Annotated in this window: 10 protein-coding genes; 6 read left to right on the top strand and 4 right to left on the bottom strand. The window is 60.0% G+C overall.

Translation table 11 applies throughout. The features are described from left to right. The first annotated feature begins 478 nt into the window (after positions 1 to 478). From FRZ40_RS17115 to FRZ40_RS17095, 5 genes are all read left to right on the top strand, one after another. Positions 479 to 994 (top strand): hypothetical protein, encoded by a 516-nt coding sequence (locus tag FRZ40_RS17115; RefSeq protein WP_147234913.1) that lies wholly within the window; start codon positions 479 to 481, stop codon positions 992 to 994. Beyond that, the gene (locus FRZ40_RS17110) at positions 987 to 2,966 is read left to right on the top strand and encodes a site-specific integrase (protein WP_167528670.1); all 1,980 of its coding nucleotides are present in this window, start codon (positions 987 to 989) and stop codon (positions 2,964 to 2,966) included. Before FRZ40_RS17115 ends, FRZ40_RS17110 begins: the two co-directional genes overlap by 8 nt. A gap of 318 nt (positions 2,967 to 3,284) precedes the next feature. Then, complete coding sequence (locus FRZ40_RS17105) at positions 3,285 to 6,122, top strand: SNF2-related protein (RefSeq protein ID WP_147234911.1); 2,838 nt, start codon at positions 3,285 to 3,287, stop codon at positions 6,120 to 6,122. Then, entirely contained in the window at positions 6,119 to 7,789 is a 1,671-nt protein-coding gene (locus FRZ40_RS17100; protein ID WP_147234910.1) for a site-specific DNA-methyltransferase, read from the top strand. Before FRZ40_RS17105 ends, FRZ40_RS17100 begins: the two co-directional genes overlap by 4 nt. A gap of 8 nt (positions 7,790 to 7,797) precedes the next feature. Next, a complete protein-coding gene (locus FRZ40_RS17095) occupies positions 7,798 to 10,521 on the top strand; it encodes a DEAD/DEAH box helicase family protein (protein WP_147234909.1) in 2,724 nt (907 codons plus the stop codon). A 682-nt stretch (positions 10,522 to 11,203) separates the two neighbouring features. Here FRZ40_RS17095 and FRZ40_RS17090 read toward each other — a convergent pair. Continuing rightward, on the bottom strand, positions 11,204 to 14,998 hold the full coding sequence (locus tag FRZ40_RS17090; protein WP_240057212.1) for an AAA family ATPase: 3,795 nt from the start codon (positions 14,996 to 14,998) through the stop codon (positions 11,204 to 11,206). A 451-nt stretch (positions 14,999 to 15,449) separates the two neighbouring features. Here FRZ40_RS17090 and FRZ40_RS17085 point away from each other — a divergent pair, with 451 nt between their 5' ends. Continuing rightward, entirely contained in the window at positions 15,450 to 15,938 is a 489-nt protein-coding gene (locus FRZ40_RS17085; protein ID WP_147234908.1) for a hypothetical protein, read from the top strand. Between the two features lie 194 nt (positions 15,939 to 16,132). Here FRZ40_RS17085 and FRZ40_RS17080 read toward each other — a convergent pair whose 3' ends face one another. The 3 genes from FRZ40_RS17080 to FRZ40_RS17070 form a co-directional block, all read right to left on the bottom strand. Beyond that, the gene (locus FRZ40_RS17080; protein ID WP_147234907.1) at positions 16,133 to 17,485 is read right to left on the bottom strand and encodes a sensor domain-containing diguanylate cyclase; all 1,353 of its coding nucleotides are present in this window, start codon (positions 17,483 to 17,485) and stop codon (positions 16,133 to 16,135) included. A gap of 69 nt (positions 17,486 to 17,554) precedes the next feature. Beyond that, a complete protein-coding gene (locus FRZ40_RS17075; protein ID WP_147234931.1) occupies positions 17,555 to 17,905 on the bottom strand; it encodes a hypothetical protein in 351 nt (116 codons plus the stop codon). Positions 17,906 to 17,916: 11 nt separating this feature from the next. Further along, positions 17,917 to 18,585, bottom strand: coding sequence for a hypothetical protein (locus FRZ40_RS17070; protein ID WP_240057211.1), 669 nt, complete (start codon positions 18,583 to 18,585; stop codon positions 17,917 to 17,919). Positions 18,586 to 18,626: the final 41 nt, after the last annotated feature.

The raw sequence follows: 18,626 nt of genomic DNA, 5'->3' as shown, positions 1-18,626 counted from the left end.
GCAGAAAGGCACCCTGGATCGCTGACGAGATCGCGCCGGCCGGATGGGTCTGCACGTCCCGCGCCTTGATGAGTTCCTTGCCGAGGAGGGGATTGTCGATGAGGTCACAGCTACAGCCACCAGCCTATGGTTTAACGCAACTAACCGTCCTATCGTTTCAGATGCTAGCTTGCGGACCACCGGCATGACCTGACGCAGAAGTTGTTGGGGAGCAACGAAGACGGTTAGTTGCGTTAATAGGTGGCGCATAAATAGGCTCCGTCCGTTTGTCGCCCGTCCCCCACTACACCCCGGGGATCTCGACGGCCGCAGACAAAGGCCCCTGTCACGAGGTGCGTGCAGAGCTACCGGACGTGGTGCCCGCCGCAGGGCTTGGCTGGCAGGAAAGCGCATCCCAAGCCTGATAATGCGTATTATCGGGATGCGGTTTCAGGGGTAGAATCCGGCCATTTCCGAATCTGTGAAAGGACAAGCGCCCGTGGCACAGGACTTTGCACCGGATGACGATGAATCCGGCGAGGCGATGCCGGACCGCGAGGTCGCCCGCCTCGTGCTCGAGCTCGACCGCCTCATCACGCTGAACCGGCGGACGGTTGCGATCCGCTACGAGGTCCATGGCATATCCCTGCCCGTCTCCGAGACGCTGGACCGCGCCGAGCTGATGGTGCTGACCGCGCTGGTGCAGACCTACGGGCCCGGAGTGCTCGGCGATGACTTTGGCACTGTGCGCCAACGGATCGCGGAATGCGGTGCCGTGGTCGTGCTGCAGCAGGTGGCGTTCGCCGACCGCCCGGGCTGGGGCATGCAAAGGTACGGCGGGGGCGGGCCCGTGGGCGGTGTCGCCGCGCGCCTGCGGGACGCGCGACCGGTTTTCGAGGAACTTTGCCGGCGGTACCCGGAGGTGTTCCTTGCGGAAGCACGGTCGCTGCTGGCCCGCTTCACGACGCCTTCCACGCCGGATGATGGCGAGGACGGAGACGGCCGTCATGGCTGAACGTCCATCGGGCTCGGCGCATCCGGTCGCGCTCGAGCGCGGCTACACGACCAAGGATTTCACGGCGCTGCGCGCGTACGTACAGCGCATCCCGCCCGCGGTGATCGCGCGCACCTACTACGATCCGGACGACGATCCGCATGCGGCCACCCCCGGCGTGATGGAACGGCATCTCAACAGGATGCTCGACACGCTGGTGCAACTCGCGCTCGCGCACGGCTCGACGGCGCTCGCCGATTACCTGCGCGCGTCGATCCGTCAGCACGGGCAACCGAAGCTGACCGCGGTGACCTTCCGCATGGTGGCCGAAGCCGCGCAGCTGGCGGCAGCCCCGCCGCACCCCGATCACCCGATCGGCGCCTGGCTGCGCCCGCGCGTGGCGCGACGGCTCAAAGGCGAGGGCATCGGCACACTCGGTGAGCTGGTCGCGTTCTGCAACCGGCGCGGCGCGAGCTGGTGGCGCTCGATGCCACGCATCGGTCGCGGTCGCGCGCGCGCGATCGTCAGCTGGTTGCGACGTCAACAGACGGCGCTCGGATTGACGGTCAATGCCGACGTCGACTCGGTCGAGCAAGACGGCGTGCCGCTGGTCGCGGCCGAACGTGTCGAGGTCGTGCCGGACCTTGACTCGTCGGGCCACCTGACGGAGCGGCTCACGGGTCGGCTCACGCTCGCGCCGCTGGAACGGCTCGCCGTGCCGCACGCGCTGTCGGGCGCCGACGGTGAAAACCGGTCGACGGCCTTCTGCTATATCCAGGCGCAGCACGACCTCGATGCGGTGCGCGCGTATCTGAACCGATATCGTGACCAGCCGAAAACGCTGCGCGCCTACACCAGGGAACTCGAGCGTTTCCTGCTGTGGGCGGTGGTGCTGCGTGGCAAGGCATTGAGTGACCTGCGCGTCGACGACTGCGAGGCGTACAAAGATTTTTTGAAAAGCCCGGATCCGCGCTTCGTCGGCGAGCGCTTCGCGCGCACCTCACCGCGCTGGCGGCCGTTCGCCCTGTCCACGTCCGAAGCGGGTGGGTCGGCTTCGCTCTCGACCGAATCGCAACGGTATGCGGTTCGGCTGCTGCGCAGCGCGTTTGCGTGGCTCGTCGATGTGCGCTATCTCGCTGGCAACCCGTGGACCGCGGTCAACGATCCGCCCGTTATCCGGCGTCGGAACACCATGAAGATCGAGCGGGCCTTGCCGGCCGACCTGTGGCGGCGTCTGCGCGACGAGCTCGACGTCCGGTGCGCAGACGAGCGTGCAGCGCCGTGGCGCGACTCGCGAAACGGCGTGCAGTGGCGCGCCGTGCGTGCAGCGATCCTGCTAATGGGCGATTCGGGTCTGCGGCGCGAGGAAGCCGCGTCGGCTCGCCGGGAGGACTTGGCGCCGTCGGTGTACGGTACGCTCGAGCGGCCGGTATGGGAACTCACCATCGTCGGCAAAGGCCAACGCGAGCGGACGGTGCCGGTCAGTGCAGCGACACTTACCGCATTGCGCGCGCACTGGGCGGATCGGGCAAAGGATTCTGAAGATGCGGTTGCAGGTGAAGCGCCCGACGTTGTACCCCAGGGACCGCTGCTGGCACCGGTCATCATTCCGTGGACGGAAGCATCACGTAGGCGGCATCGACAGGGGCGCGAAGGGGGGGTCGGTGACTTCAATCCTGGCGTTGACGCGGGCTACACCGCCGACGGACTAAACCGGCTGATTGGCCGGATGCTCAAGATCCTGATCGAGACGATGGAGGCGTTGAGCCTGGATGAGCGAGTGCGGCTCGGTCAGGCCAACGCGCACGCCTTTCGGCACACCTTCGGCACCCAGTCGGTTGCGAATGAGGTGCCAGTCGATGTCGTGCAGAAGGTGCTAGGCCATGCGTCGCTGCAGACCACCACGATCTATGTGCAGGCCGAGAGGAAGAGGGTGCTTGAAGAGGTGGCGGGCTACTATGCCCGGCTTGCGATGGAGCCCGCTAAACGTTAAAGCTATGAGTGCCGGCCTCTATCCGTTCTTCCTGCTGGGAGCCAGCTTATCAAGGGGCCATCGCTTTGGCCTTCGCCCTTGCCTCGATGCGAAATAGCGAATGTCTAAACGAATGTCCCGCTAAAATGTGTCGCTCGGCAGGAAACAACGCAAAAAATACCGGAATCGATGCAAATCTGGCGACCACAGATATTCGATCTCCCCGCGTAATGACCAATTTTTTGCGCGACCAAGCCGTTATGAGGGCTTGCCTACAACCCTGCAGCGTTGGAAAAAGAAGAGAAAAATACCGGTGTTCAAGAAAGGCTTTGCCGAACAATGACTGCATCCCCGAAACTCACAAAGCATCAAAGCAGCTTTTTTGCGCACCGCATTACTCTCGAAGGAATCGGGGACGATGCCCTCGCGCAATCGCTGTCAACCGCCCGCGTCGACATGAACCCGCATCAGGTTGATGCTGCTCTGTTCGCGCTATCGTCCCCCCTGTCCAAAGGGGTTGTCCTCGCCGATGAAGTCGGTCTCGGAAAAACGATTGAGGCCAGCCTTGTCATTGCGCAGCGATGGGCCGAGCGCCGGCGAAAAATCCTTCTGGTTGTTCCGGCTTCGTTGCGCAAGCAATGGAGCCAGGAGCTCATCGAGAAATTCTCGCTGCCGTCGACGATCATCGAGAGCAAAAGCTACAACCAGGCAAAAAAGAGCGGAAACGTCCGCCCTTTCAACGTGGTCGACAGCATCCTCATTACCTCCTATGAGTTTGCCGCGACGAAGGCCGAGGATGTTCAGCGGGAACCCTGGGATCTCGTCGTTTATGACGAAGCGCACCGGCTGCGGAACGTCTATAAGCAGGGCACCGGGCTACGCGCGAAGCGCCTGCGCGACGCGACCGCCAGTCATTTCAAGATTCTGCTGACAGCGACGCCGCTGCAGAATTCCTTGATGGAGCTCTACGGCCTGGTGTCCGTGATCGACGAACATTTCTTCGGCGATGAAAAAAGCTTCCGCGCCGCGTATGTCAGTGCAGGTTCGTCGAACAACGCTTTTCTTTTCCTGCGGAAGCGCCTGGAGGTGGTCTGCAAACGGACGCTGCGCCGGCAGGTTCAGCAGGCCGGCCTGATCAAGTACACCGCGCGCAGTCCGCTCACCCTCTCGTTCGAACCCTCCGACGACGAAGCACGGCTGTATGAAGGCGTATCCGCCTATCTGCAACGCCCGGGCACGATCGCGTTCGGTGACCGGCCGAATGCGCTCGTGACCCTCGTGGTGCGCAAGATCCTCGGCTCCTCAACCTTTGCTGTCTCCGAAACGCTGGCCAAGATTATTGAGCGGCTTCGCGACAAGCAGCGCCCCTCCATCGACAGCTTCATCGATTACGACACGATCGATGAGACCGCAGAGGAATTCGAGGATGACACGTCCGAGGAAGACGACATCGACCCGGCCAAGCTCGCTGCCGAGATCGCCGAGCTCGAGGAGTATCGCGCCCTTGCCTTGGCGATCGGTGAGAACGCGAAGGGAGGCAAGCTTGTGAGCGCCCTTCCCGGGGCATTCGATACCATCGAGTCGAAGGGTGGCCTCCGGAAAGCGGTGATCTTCACCGAATCGGTCCGGACGCAACGCTACCTTGCCGATCTCCTCGCTGCCAGCGGCTACGGCGACGAGATCGTTCTGCTCAACGGCCAGAACAACGATCCCGCCAGCGGCGCGATCTATCGCGACTGGCAGGCCCGTCATGAAGGCTCGGACGCCATCTCGGGCTCGAAGACCGCCGACATGAAGGCCGCGATTGTCGAGGCTTTCCGCGATCACAAATCGATCCTGATCGCGACGGAATCCGGGGCGGAAGGCATTAACCTGCAATTCTGCTCGCTGCTCTTTAATTTCGATCTGCCATGGAACCCGCAACGTGTCGAACAGCGTATCGGCCGTTGCCACCGTTATGGACAGAAGATCGATGTGACGGTGGTCAACTTCCTCAACCTGAAGAACCGGGCGGAGCAGCGCGTTTTCGATTTGCTCGACAAGAAATTCAGGCTCTTTGATGGGGTGTTCGGGGCGAGCGACGAAGTGCTCGGCGCGATCGAACGGGGCGTGGATATCGAGAAGCGCATCCTCGAAATTGTTCAGGCCGCCCGCAACGAGGAGGAAATCAACGCTGCATTCGATCAGCTGCAGACCGACCTGCAGGCGCAAATCAGCGAACAGGTGCTCGATGCGCGCAAGCGCCTGCTGGAGAACGTCGACGAAAAGGTGATACGTCAGCTCAAGACCCGGGATGGCGAGATCCGCAAACATCTTTCGGACTTCGATCGCGACCTTCTGCGGATCGCGCGTGCAGAGTTGCGTGAAGCGGATTTTCACGCGGATGACGAGCGGCGCTTCAACTATCAAGGGCATACATACACGACCGAATGGCCGCTCGCCGATGAGCGTGGCTGGCAGTTTTTCCGCCTGACCGAAGGCACACTGGCGCAAAAGGTCATCGCCGATGCCAAGAGCCGCCAGTTCGATGGCGCGAACCATCTTCGATTCGACCTGTCGGCCTACCCCGGCCGCCTTGCGGACGTGGAACCGCTGCGAGGATCGAAAGGCTGGCTGCGTGTGGCCAAGCTGCGCGTCAACACCGCCGCCCTCGTGCGCGATTACCTCGTCCTGTCTATCACTGCAGACGAGGGGGATGCGCCGCATCCGGAAACAATGGAGCGCCTTCTCGCGGTCCCCGGGCACGACACCGGCCCGGTCACCTCTACAGTACCGCTGGACGAACTGGACGCCATCGAAACGTCCCGCCGTGGGGATCTTCTCGCACTCGCAGAGGCGGAAAATGACGCATGGCTCGAGGAAGAGAGCGAGAAACTGGACGCCTATGCGGACGACCTCGAAAGGGCATTCGAAGCCGAGGTTAAAGCCATCGATATCGAGATCAGGGCCGCCAAGAAGGCGCTCCGAGGTTCAAACCAGGCAATGAGCGAAAAGCTCGCAGAAAAGCGCCGTATCAGTGCGCAGGAAGCAAAACGGGACAAGATGAAAGCAGCATTTTTTGATCGAAAGGCAGAGATCCGCGCTGAAGTGGAATCGATGCTCGACAAGATTCAGGAAGACCTGAAGCTCTCCCCCGAAATGACACCGTTGTTCACGGTTCGGTGGGAGGTCGCATGAGAAAGCAACGCCTTGAGCTGACGTGGATCGGCAAAGATGATCGGCAGCATCTCGAGCCGCGCATTCTTCTTGAAGATCCGACCAAGTCATATCATGCCAACGGTCGCGTCACTGAGAACGATTTATTCGATAATCGGTTGATTTTCGGCGACAACCTTCTTGCACTTCGGGCCCTTGAATCCGAATACTCGGGCAGGATTAAATGCATCTTCATCGATCCACCATACAATACTGGCAGCGCCTTCACCCACTATGATGATGGCGTGGAGCATTCGCTTTGGTTATCACTAATGCGTGATCGTATTGAAATCCTCCATCGACTTTTGTCTGATGACGGATCTCTATGGATTACCATCGACGACAACGAAGCTCATTATCTAAAAATCGTTTGTGATGATATATTCGGGCGAAAAAACTATGTAACGAGCGTAGTTTGGGAGAAGGACAAAGGCCGGCGGAGTGATGCTTCATTTTCAGCGGCTCACGATTACATACTAATCTACGCTAAAAATGAAACAGTTTGGGGAAAAGTTCGAAATCTACTCGATCGGACACCGGAACAACTTAGTAGATATAGAAATCCGGATAACGATCCTCGCGGTCCTTGGCTACAAGGAGACAACGGCACTGCCAAAAGTTCAAGTGAGGGCTCACGCTTTCCGGTGACTTTGCCATCGGGTCGTGTCGTTACTCCTCCTCCGAGCAGGGGTTGGAGCTTCTCAAAGGAGACTTTAGCTAAAGCGCGCGATGAACAGCGTGTTTATTTCGGTGCGAACGGCGATGGTATGCCGATCATTAAACGTTACTTGAGCGAAGTTCAGGGTGGCGTGGTTCCGCGTACGTGGTGGCCCGCTGATGAGGCCGGTCATAACCAAGAGGCAAAGCGAGATCACCTTAACAAGCTTTTGTTTGGCATTGAGCCGTTTCCTACGCCGAAGCCCGAGCGGCTACTTCAAAGAATTCTCTCCATCGCAACGAACCCAGGTGACCTCGTCCTCGACTCATTCGCAGGGTCCGGAACTACTGGGGCTGTCGCTCATAAAATGGGCCGCCGTTGGATCATGATTGAGCTCGGAGAACACTGTCACACGCATATTATTCCTAGACTGAAGAAGGTTATTGACGGTGAAGACCCCGGCGGTGTAACCGATGGTACGGAATGGAAAGGCGGCGGTGGTTTCCGCTACTACAAGCTCGCGTCGTCGCTGCTCGAAAAAGACAAGTGGGGCAACTGGGTTATCCAGTCCGATTACAACCCGGCGATGCTTGCAGAGGCAGTCTGCAAGCTTATGGGCTTCACCTATACGCCGAGCGAGCACTCCTACTGGATGCACGGCTATTCGTCCGAGCGCGACTTCATCTATGTGACCACACAGAGTTTGACGCGCGACCAATTGCGCGCGATCTCGGAGGAAGTCGGCGATGACCGCAGCCTGCTGGTTTGCTGCAAGGCGTTCAACGCCAAACCCGACGCTTTTCCAAACCTAACCATCAAGAAAATCCCTCTCGCGGTTCTACGGAAGTGCGAATGGGGCAGAGATGATTACAGCCTGACCGTCCAGAATCTGCCAGAAGCAAAGGCAGAGCTAATTGATGCACAACCTAAGCCTTCGCCAAAGCGCCGGGCTGTGAAACCTCAAGCAGACCTGTTTGCGGAAAAGGAATAATTACAATAATGAATCGCGAGCTGCACAGCATCACCCAACGATTGTCCCTCCGCAAGCCGCAGGCGGATTCCCTCGAAATCCTGACCGAAGTGCTTGAACGCATTCCGCTCGGAAAGGACATCGCCGACGGCCAGGCTCTCGCGGCCATCCGTGAGAGATGGCCGTCTTTCCAGGATTTCGAGCGCGACTTCCCGTCGCTCTGTTTCGCGCTGGCAACCGGCGTCGGCAAGACCCGCCTGATGGGTGCCTTTGTCTCCTATCTTTACCTCACGGGACAAAGCCGCCACTTCTTTGTGCTGGCGCCGAACACGACGATCTATAACAAGCTGATCGCCGATTTCACACCGGGACATCCCAAGTATGTCTTCAAGGGGATCGCCGAGTTCGCGACGAATCCGCCGCTCATCATCACGGGCGACAACTATGAAAGCGGTCGGGGTGTCCGGCTGGCCGATGGGCGCGCCTCCGATCTGTTCGGAAGCGACGTTCATGTCAACATCTTCAACATCGACAAGATCAACAAGGAAGAGGGGCCTCGCGGGACCCCGCGGATGAAGAAGCTGCAGGAGACTATCGGCGAGAGCTACTACGACTATCTGTCTCAGCTCGACGACCTCGTCGTCGTGATGGACGAGGCGCACCGCTACCGCGCAAGCGCTGGAGCCAAGGCGATCGACGGTCTCAAGCCGATCCTTGGGCTCGAGTTGACGGCAACGCCGAAAACCGTCGGCGCAAAATCGACGTCTTTCCAGAACGTCATTTACAGTTATGGTCTCGGAGAGGCGATGGCGGACGGTTTCGTGAAGGAACCGGCCGTCGCGACGCGCAAGGACTTCGATCCGAAATCGGTCTCCGAAGACCGCCTCGAGCAGATCAAGCTCGAGGACGCGGTCCACAATCACGATCACGTCGCCGTCGAGCTCGATCGTTACCACCGGGTCACCGGCCGGCCCAAGGTGCACCCATTCATCCTCGTCGTCGCGCAGGATACGGATCACGCGCGCCGCATCCGCGCCTACGTCGAATCCGAGGATTTCTTCCGCGGTCGTTTCAAGGACAAAGTCGCCGAGGTGCATTCGGCATTGCGCGGCGATGAAAGCGAAGAAGCAACCCAGCGTCTTGTGGCGCTCGAGCAGGACGGTCGGACGGAGATCGTCATTCACGTCAACAAGCTCAAAGAGGGCTGGGACGTGACCAATCTCTATACGATCGTGCCACTCCGGGCATCGGCCTCGGACATCCTCACGGAACAGACCCTTGGCCGCGGCCTGCGTCTGCCTTATGGCGAGCGGGTCACACATCATGACGAAGAGGATTTTGCCGCCGTCGACCGACTCACCGTCATTGCGCATGATCGTTTCGACGAGATCATCCAGAAGGCGCGCGAACCGGGCTCGATCGTCATGAAGCAGATCGAGATCGGCGATGGCTGCGATGTGTCGTCGGGCGGCGCAACGCTTGTCACGGCTCCCTCGATTGCAGAAATCATGATCACCGGCACCGGACCATCGCTGCCAGGGCTGGAGGCTCCCGCCACCAAGCCCACGCTGACGCTAGAAACTCCGGAAGAAACACGAACCGCCGAAGTAACGCTCGAGGTCATCCGGCGCTTCGAGCGCAAGCTCGGCAGCGCCGATGAATTACGATCGACGGAAGTTCAGCGCCAGATCGTCGAGGCGGTCCAGGAGATCGTTCGTCCTGTCCAGAGCACATTGGAGGGCATCGTCCCGGCTCCCCGGGTCGAAGAGATCGTTTCAGCAGTCACGCAGACGGTCGCCGAACGCACACTGTCGATCCCCCAGATTCTGGTCCTGCCGAAACGGCAGGCGACGTTTCAGTTCGCCGACTTCGATCTCAAGGATCTCACGACAATCAATGTGCGTCCGATCGATGACGGGCTTGTCATCCAGACCCTGCGGACCGAAGCGCGGACATATCTGGCGAAATCTGTCGACGATCCACGGGAAGAGCACCTGGAAGACTATCTGGTGCGGTTCCTCATTGAACGGAACGAGATAGATTATGACGCCCACGCCGACCTTCTCTACAAGCTCGCCGGTCAGGTCGTCACGCGCATCAGCTCCTACCTCGAAGATCCGGCGGATATTGAAAACGTCCTGCTGCGTAATGGCCGGCAGCTGGCCGAGTTCGTGTTTGCCCAGATGATGCAGAACTACCATGAAACACCGCTAGGCGAGGATGACTACGAGGTCCGCGTCACACGCGGTTTCACGCTGCTGCAGCCGCAGCCATTCAACGTCGTCCCCGGGCAGAAGGTCAGGGACTTCCGCCAAGTCGTGACACCGATGTCCGACACCAAGCGCCAGGTCTTTGGCGGCTTCAAAAAGTGCTGTTATTCGCTGCAGAAATTCGATTCTGATCCGGAGCGCCGGTTTGCCGTTCTGATCGATGCCGACCCGTCGGTCGAAAAGTGGCTAAAGCCGGGTCGTGCCCAGTTCCAGATTGAATATCGCTCGGGCGACAACTATGAGCCCGACTTCGTGATCGAGACTGACTCCCGTATGGTGATCTGCGAGGTCAAGAGCAAGGACGAGCTGTCGAACTCCGTCGTTCAGACCAAAGCGAAAGCTGCTACCAAGTGGTGCCAGGCAGCGACTCGGCACGCGGTCGACTGCGGTACGAAGCCATGGTCTTACGTTCTGCTCGGAGACGACCAGATCATCGGCAGCGCCACGCTAAGAGGGCTGATGGCCAAGTTCACCCAAGCCTAATGCAAATCAAGGCAGAATCATGGCGCTCGCGACACCCCCTATGAATACCCCGTTGTTGAAAGTTAAGGGTCGCGGCACGGCCGCCTTGATCTGTGCATCCGGAGACGCCAAAGTGGTTCCCGCTATTTTTTAGTAGCGGGAACCACTTTGAGATCAGAAGAGAACAGCAAGCGATTTCGCGCTATTACGAGGTCCGACCGGGATTCGTGAATATCTGAAGCTTCAGATATTTGCGAATCCCGGCCATCCTTCATTACCGGTTGACACGACCTCAGACTCCGGTTCGACATGGTGTTCCGGTGTAAAGCGCTGGGCACATCGCAATAGCCTCGTTCGAGGGTTCGAGGGTGCGTTGCCCGCTCCGCGATGAGCGATATCCGACGATCACGGCTGTCTTTCGAACGATTCTCAGTCGCCCCTCGTTCCCTTATAGCTCAAGATAAATTCGTTTAGACACGATCGAACTTGTTGTTTACATCGCTCGGCGAGTGGATGCGAGAATGTGGCCCGAGGCGCTTTCTCGCCGAGAATGCGAGATCGGCCTCACCCCGGGCGGACGATCGAAATGCAATAGTCAAGCTGCCAGGACAATGTAAAGCGAGGTGGGCGAGCGCGCGAAGGTCGGCTGTTCGTGCGCCACCCGACCATCACCCCGAGTGGCGCCCGTTCGAAGCTTGCCGCGCTAGACGCCCTCCTTAAGAAGCTCGATTGTGGCCGAAATCTGTTCGCTCAGATTCGTCTTCACTCCGTCTTCGATAGTGGTTACGAGCACACCCCTGGATTTTCCCGGGACATAATCCCGCGGTGGCACGATGCCTTCCGATTGATAGGCAAGCTGCTTGATAGCCCAATTGTCCCGGTAGCTTTTCAGGTCCATTCGACCCAAGTGCTCCCAGTACCAGGTCACGTTCCGCTTATCCCTGATGACGAAGTCGGGCCATCGCAATTTGCCCGCAAGCATGACGTCCGGTTCATAGGCGTAGTCGATTTCCGCTGTATGGAGCTTGTCGGCAATGATCCATTCGCTCTTCGAGCGCACCAGTTCGTTCTTCGCGGTCCGGTAGATCAAGCGATCATCGAGCTGAACCTTACGATACCCCACCGGAATGGCAACGGGACGCGACGTTTCAAACAGGTTGGTCATTCGCCGTTTGGTATCAGAGGCGGAGTCGTGCGTATATGAAGACAACTCGCGCAACTCGCCCTGCACGAGCAATACGACCTTCTCTCTGTGACGCGTGAGCGCGGTGTAAAGCATTTCGCGCGTCAATGTCCGGCACTTGCGGGGAATCACCAGAAACGTCTTGCCGAACTCGCTGCCTTGTGTTTTGTGCACGGTCAATGCATAGGCGAGCTCCAGAGGCGGCGTGGCGTCTGCTCCGAATTCCCAAGCCTTGAAGGTGAAAGCGATGCCCGGTTGCGTCGCCATTTCCACCTCGAGCTGCTCGTAGAATCCCTTCGTAGTTTTTCGCTTGAAGAAGCCGGTCGTAACGCCGATCTCGCCATTCGCGACGTAAGATTTCTCGAGCCGGGGCCAGGAAGACCGGTCGGACTTGTTCTGCACGTTGATGACCTTATCGCCCCAGAGTAGTCTATGCGGGCCCATAGGCCGGGGAATGCGCCGGCTGTGCGTCTTGGCGCTCAGTTCGAGAGCCCAGGTGCGAAAGTGATTTTGCAACTGCCGATTCAGCGCGTCGGAGCCGGCCAGCGACTGACGCAGCGGAGAAAGAATCTGCCAACTCTCTGCTTTCGAGGCGGCACCGCCTTCCGTTTCGCTGTTCTTCCTCGGCCAGAAATAGACCTTTCCCTCGTATTCGGTTCCGCCATAGCTTTGTTCAAATCGAATCGAATCGTCGACGGACGAGAGCGGCAGCTCTTTCCTGAGCGAATCGCGTATGGACCGATCGAGCTCGTCGGGGGTGTTCCAATGAACCGCTTCGATCCGGTCCCCGTTGCCTTGTGCAACGCGATCCCACAGATCGCTCGGCGCTTCGTCGTGACCGGTATCAGAGAACAGGTTGGCGAATGCCAGGTCGATGCGTGCTTCGCCAGCCGCCTGACGACGTGTGACGCGCAGCTCGGCATAACCCTTCGCGACACGCGGACTCATCAACTCGACGCCTTGGGGCGTCAGTTCGCGGCAGATATCGACGTATGGCCGGCCCGCACCGATAGGCGGCAACTGCTTGGGATCACCGACGAGTATCAGGCGATCGACGTTCTGCAGCGCGTCGAGCGTGGCGGCGAACTGGTCTTCGGTCAGCATCGAGCATTCGTCGATGACGACCGTGCGATAATCCGCGCAGCGGGCGGCGCCCGGGTGTATGTAGTAGCGGCCCGTCTTGCCATCGTAGCGCCGGTAAGCATGCAGAAACTGCGCAATCGTCTTGCCTTGCCCGGCCATGCCGCTCGCCTGTTCGAGGCGCACGCGCGCCTTGCCGGTCGGCGCGAGCAGCAGCATGCCTTGGCGCCTGACTTCCGGTATCAGGGACAGGGCCTTGATGAGCGTGCTCTTGCCGGTTCCGGCAGCGCCCATCAGCACGCTGACGTGCGATTGGTAGATCGTTCGCAGCGCCGCCGCTTTTTCCCCGCGGGCGCTGAGTTCCAGTTCGTCCCATTCGGGTGTCGGGTTCGAATGATCGATGGCGTCGTTGACCAGCTTCTGCCAGTCGTGTTCTTCCTCGAGGCTCGCCTCTTCGTGACGCGCGGCGATCTCGTCGGCGATGCATGAACGGGTCTGCGCATATCGGCCGAGCTGATAAAAACGCCTGCCTTCGCTTTCGACGAGTGCCAGCACCGGTGCGAGCCTCTTGTCGAGCAGCGGAAGGAGGTCGGCGTCCAAACTGCATGGTGGCTCGATCGGCATGTTCCGAACGCGGTCAATGATCCACTCGGCGGGCAGGATGGTATGCCCTTCGTCAACTGCGGCGCGTTCCAGCCGATCGATGATCAGTGCCCGCACACGGCGAAGATCTGTGCTTTCGTAGACGCGGCTTTCCAATGGCAGTTCATGGCGCCCCTCGAGCTCTCGCGCATTGAAAAGACCTCGGTCGACCGCACCGAACGGCAGGGATTGCTCGACGCGGGTCTCGAACAGCAGATAGAGGTTCTTGCGGAGCTGCTCATCCGTGATGTCGGGATGGTCTTTGTTGCGGCCGTCTCCGTACCAGTAGCAAGCCTGATCGTTGCTCAGTTCGAAGCGGCTCAGCAACTTCAGCAGATCCTTGCGGCCTTCGTCCAGTTGGCCCCACTTCTCGGCGAGCGTGGGTCCCACGCACACTTGCAGATGCTTCGGCAGCGCGTGTGGCGCGCCGAGCGTTTCTTCGAAGATGTCCCAGGCGGAACGTGCGTTGTCTTCATGGATGCGTGCGGTCAGGTGCCATGCGAGCAGATTTCCGCGTTCAACACCCAGCGCTACGAGCGCCGCTCCGAAACCCGGATACGGGCCTCGAAGCTTCCATAGCCGGTTGAGCTCGCGATCGATCCAGCCGCGATATTCGTTCCATGGCCCATCCGAGAGCGTCGCCATCTCGTGTAGCGCGCGTTCGATCGACAGCAGCGATGCGATCGCGTTGTCCTGGCTCAGCAGCTCGGAACCGAAGGAGTATTGCTCGAATGCCTCTTCCGGAGCGAATGCGACGAAGCGTTCGAGGTCGAGCGATTCGTCGCTTTCAGCGCGTTCGAGCAGCGCCCGATACGGCAACAGGAAGCCATCGACGGGGCCCTTGTCGTCGAGGCGAATCGAATGCGCAATCGAGCGTTCCCAAAGGAAGCCTGAAATGGCGTCACTCGAGCGTTTGCCGGATGCGTAGCGGTATTCGACCGGCTCTCCCTTCCCCGTGACACGTCCCACGCCCACGATGACTCGCCGGTTCGAGTCGGACAAAGGAGTGCGTTTGGCGTAGAAAAAAACGAGGGATTCGTTCTTGCGGATGGCGCTGAAGAACGTATCCAGCAACACCCGCTGATTCGTGCCTTCCTGAACCCAGGTGTCGGGGATGTTGTCGTCCATCACGGGCTCGCGAGTCGGATCATAGCCCAGCAGTAGCTCTTTCGCGAGGCCCGCCGTCCTGAGTTTCTTCGATCCCTCTGCCGTCTCCTTCAGCATCCAGCGAAACGGGATGGCTGCGGCGGCGAAGGGCTCGAACCTGAGAGGGGTGTCGGAGAAATGCGCATGGGTATCGGCGAACTGGTACGGGTGCTTCTTCAACCTTTCGACTGGAAAACTCGCCATGAAAGTGCCGTGTTCGTCGACACACGGTGGCAGGTCGTGGTCCGCGAATCCCTGAATCGATTTGCCAGCGAACGCGGCCTCTCTGGCGTCCGACCTTCCCGTTCCGATGCGGGGCAATACCATGCATGCCGTGTTCTCACACGGGCTCTTGCAGATGGCCCCGTTCCAATCGCTGTCATGCCACGGAACTCGCACAGTCAGGTGTTGCGAGGGGAGTTCCCGGGCTCCGGAAATCATCGGCATGAGTTCTTTTCCTTTTATTGGGGGACGCGAGGTGCGAATCATAGAATCCTCGATAATGTCTTTACCGGATATCGACAGTAACCCCGTATTTCTGAAGTTCGAGCAGCCACGGATTTCGCCACGGAAAGAGCGATCCTCGACTGGCCGTATTCGTCGGTCTTTGTCTTCGGAAGCGATGAGAAGCACGCCGGATACCGCGCAGCAGCCGACGTTTCCGTCAAGGCGCGTGGAAAATTGTCACGAAGGCAAACCCGGAAAATGTCCCAGTGCAAACCTTGCGCCGGAAGAGTGTGACAGCATGCAACGGCTTCGAGCGAATATGCCGCTCTTCTATATAGGAATCGTGTACTGCCTTTGGTTCATGCTGTTGCTTCCCGAAACAACTGGTAACGTGTGAGGCCAAAGCGTCTTCATAGAATCCACTCACCGCAACTTGTTTTGGAGAATTCGGATGAAGACGAAGCGTTGGACTCTCTTGGCTGCAACCGGTGTGACGGTTCTTATCTCGTCAATGGCATTCGCAGCAGGCACCGATACTGGCAGCACGGCGGGTACGGGCACGCTCGGCGGGAAAAGCACGATGAGCGCAACGGTTGGCACCGATACGGGCGGCACGGGCGGCACGACGACCGGTGCGAATGCCGGTGCAAACGCGGGCGTGAATGCCGGCGCGAAGCTCGGCGCGGCTGCGCCGGCCACACCCGGTACCGCGGGAACCGGCGCTGGCACCAGTGCAGGTGGCATGTCGTCGAGCCACATGAGTACCGAAGGTGCAGCGAATACGAGCGGGATGAATTCGACTGACGCCGACAAGGGTGCTGCGCGCGCCGAGGACGGCACGAGTGCGCAGATCAGCGGCAAAACCAATACGCACACCCGTACGTCCATGAAGCATCATAAAGTCGCCAAGCCGGCAACGACAGACTCCAGCGGTTCGTAATCGTTAGTTGTCTCTTCCTGACGAGCGAGCGGTCTGGTCATCGATGTCGTCAAGAGGCTCGACAGGGTCCGGCGGGTGAGCGTGACAGCTCATTTGCCGGACTGCTCGAGCAGCAGCGCACTCTGAACTCGTGCCCGCTCAGTGCTGACGCCCATTTTTGTCAGCCGGTACCTCGTTTTTTTCGACACCTGGAGCTAAAGATGACTCCGGTTGCGCCCCGCGCCTTTTGCGCGGTAGAGCGCTGCGTCGGCTGCATCGACCAGTTCGTCAGGACCATTCACGTTGCCTTCCGTTAGCGTGGCACACCCCGCGCTGACCGTTACGCATCCGAACGCAGTCTGTGTCTCCAGACCAAGGCGTAGCACCGCCTCCCGAGCTCGTTCCGCGATTGCTCCAGCGTCACGTTGGCCCGTATCGGGCAGGACGATAGCGAATTCCTCTCCGCCATAACGGGCGACAAAATCGCCCGGGCGGCGGACGGTTCCGGCCAGGGCAGATGCCACCGCGACCAGACACGCGTCGCCCTCGAGATGCCCAAAGGCATCGTTGTACTGCTTGAAATGATCGACGTCGATCATGATGAGCGACAGGGGCAGACGATGGCGTCTGGCACGATCAAACTCTTTGTGGAACTGCTCGTTGAAATAGCTACGGTTGTAGATTCCCGTCAGCGCATCGCGGACAGACATCTGCAGCAACGATGCATGGGCCTCGAAAAGCCGCCGGTAAAGTACGGTAACGTTCCACACCAGCACACAAACCAGTATGCCGGGCGCAAACATGCTGAATAGCCGGGCGAGATACCAGCCCACGGTAAATCGCCCCGCGCTCAACAGGTTCAGGCTGGTATCAGTGAAACAGGCGAGTACTGCGATCGATAGCCACAGGTCGAGCATGGCGCGCAGGCGGCCCGTCCACAACACGACGACCATCGCCATGACGTTGAGCGACCAGATGACGGGGGCCGTCGTGCCGTTCAGGAATGTGCCTGCGTCGCTCGCCGGATTGAGAGCGGGCGGCAGCTGGGCGTAGATGGCGAATCCGCCAAGTACGGCACCGATCATGACTGGCCCGCCGATCAGCGCCCCCGCCCACAGGCCAACGTGTGTTGTGCTGATCGGCCGGCGTGCAAACCGGTCGCGCGTCAACGCGGCCAGGATCACGAAGAACGGAAACCCGCCGTGCCAGAACACCCACATCCAGGCGGCGCTATATGGGCCGGCGCCCAGAAGGCCGGTGGGCGTAAAAACGCCCGGGAACGTCAGCAGTTGCAGGGCCACTGTCAGCGCGGTGAAGGCATATGCGCCACCAAGCGCTCCCAGGACTGGCTGACGGGTTACGGTGAACTGCGCGCCGAGCAGGAAGGTGGCGATGCCGGCGGTCGTGAACACGGTCAGCGCGCACATCGGCATGAAAGGTCCAACGGCGGGTAGCGCCAGGCTCGCACGCGGGGCGGCGATCGCCAGGGTGAGCACGATGAGCAGCGCTGTCGTTCCGGCAAATACGGTCTGTTTGCGTGTGGCGTGCTGGACCAGGAAGCCTTCCATGCAGTCCCCCCAATTTTTGTTCTTCCCTAACCTTGCGGGTAGTTGTCCCGTGGTCGACGCAAGCCCTGGTCACGGGGCCGCCATCGCGCCACTCTCCATTGCGGCGAGCTGCGCCTTGCGCGATTCTACGATCCGGCGGATGACGCGTTCCATCAGCGCCGGATCGGCGGCGCACACGTCGATCATCGCGCCAATGACTTCCGGCAGGTCCAGCGCCGGCCGGAATGCCGGATAGGCCTTCATCTGTTTCTTCGCTCTCCGGAAGCTTTCGTCGGGAACGAGTATCGCCTTCATGCCCGGTGTCGGCTCCTTCTTTTTCGGCACTGACTTGGTCACGCCAAGGGCTTCGGAAGCCTGCTCGTTCTTCCATTGGTCCGCCGTGAACGTCACCACGTCCGCCTGTGTCTGTACATTGCTCATCGTCACCTCGGTCAGTTGTCGTGGCGCGCAGCGTGACCGGCAAGCCAGTCGTCCAGCGTGAAATCTTCGTCCGCCATGCGGCGCACGTAGGGCAGGGCGCCCGGCAGCGGCAGCGTCTCGACCTTCCGGCCGGAACGTTCCCACTCGGCGGACAGGAACGCGACGAGCTTGCCGACCTGATAGCGCGTCGTGTGAAAACCCGGTGTCTGGTAGAGCGACCGCACGAGGCCGGCGACCAGATCATCGGCGCGCCGGGAGCGCACCGTTGAGCGAATCTGGAAACGCCATTGTCGCTCAGTCTCGGTCGTCATCCGCCAGGTGAGCCGGACGCCACCGCCGGCCGCCTTTGAGTGAGGCAGTCTCAGCAGCTCGTAGCCGGATACATGTACACGCCCTCCATGTGCGAGCGCGTCTTTCAGATTTTCTAGCCTGTGCGCGGCGTGCTCGCCGTCTGTGACCATCAGAAACCAGTGCAACGAATCGCCGCGCTCAAGGTCAGCGAGCATCAGCCGCGCGTTCGCCTTGCCGAGCGCCTTCCGGTAGGCACGCTGGTTCATGTTCAGGAACACGTCATACCGTTCCTCGAACTTCTCGCAAAGCGCCTGCGCACGCCCGGCGCTCACCACGCCCGACACGTGATGGTGGTAGCCGTGCCTGACGAGATCGAGCAGCCGTTGCATCAGCAATGTCTTGTACCGGATGACCTGACGTTTTCTTTCGC

Source organism: Paraburkholderia azotifigens (assembly GCF_007995085.1).
In the GTDB taxonomy this organism is placed as follows: domain Bacteria; phylum Pseudomonadota; class Gammaproteobacteria; order Burkholderiales; family Burkholderiaceae; genus Paraburkholderia; species Paraburkholderia azotifigens.
The sequence above is the reverse complement of the archived record's forward strand: the minus strand, read 5'-3'. Positions and strand labels throughout refer to the sequence as shown.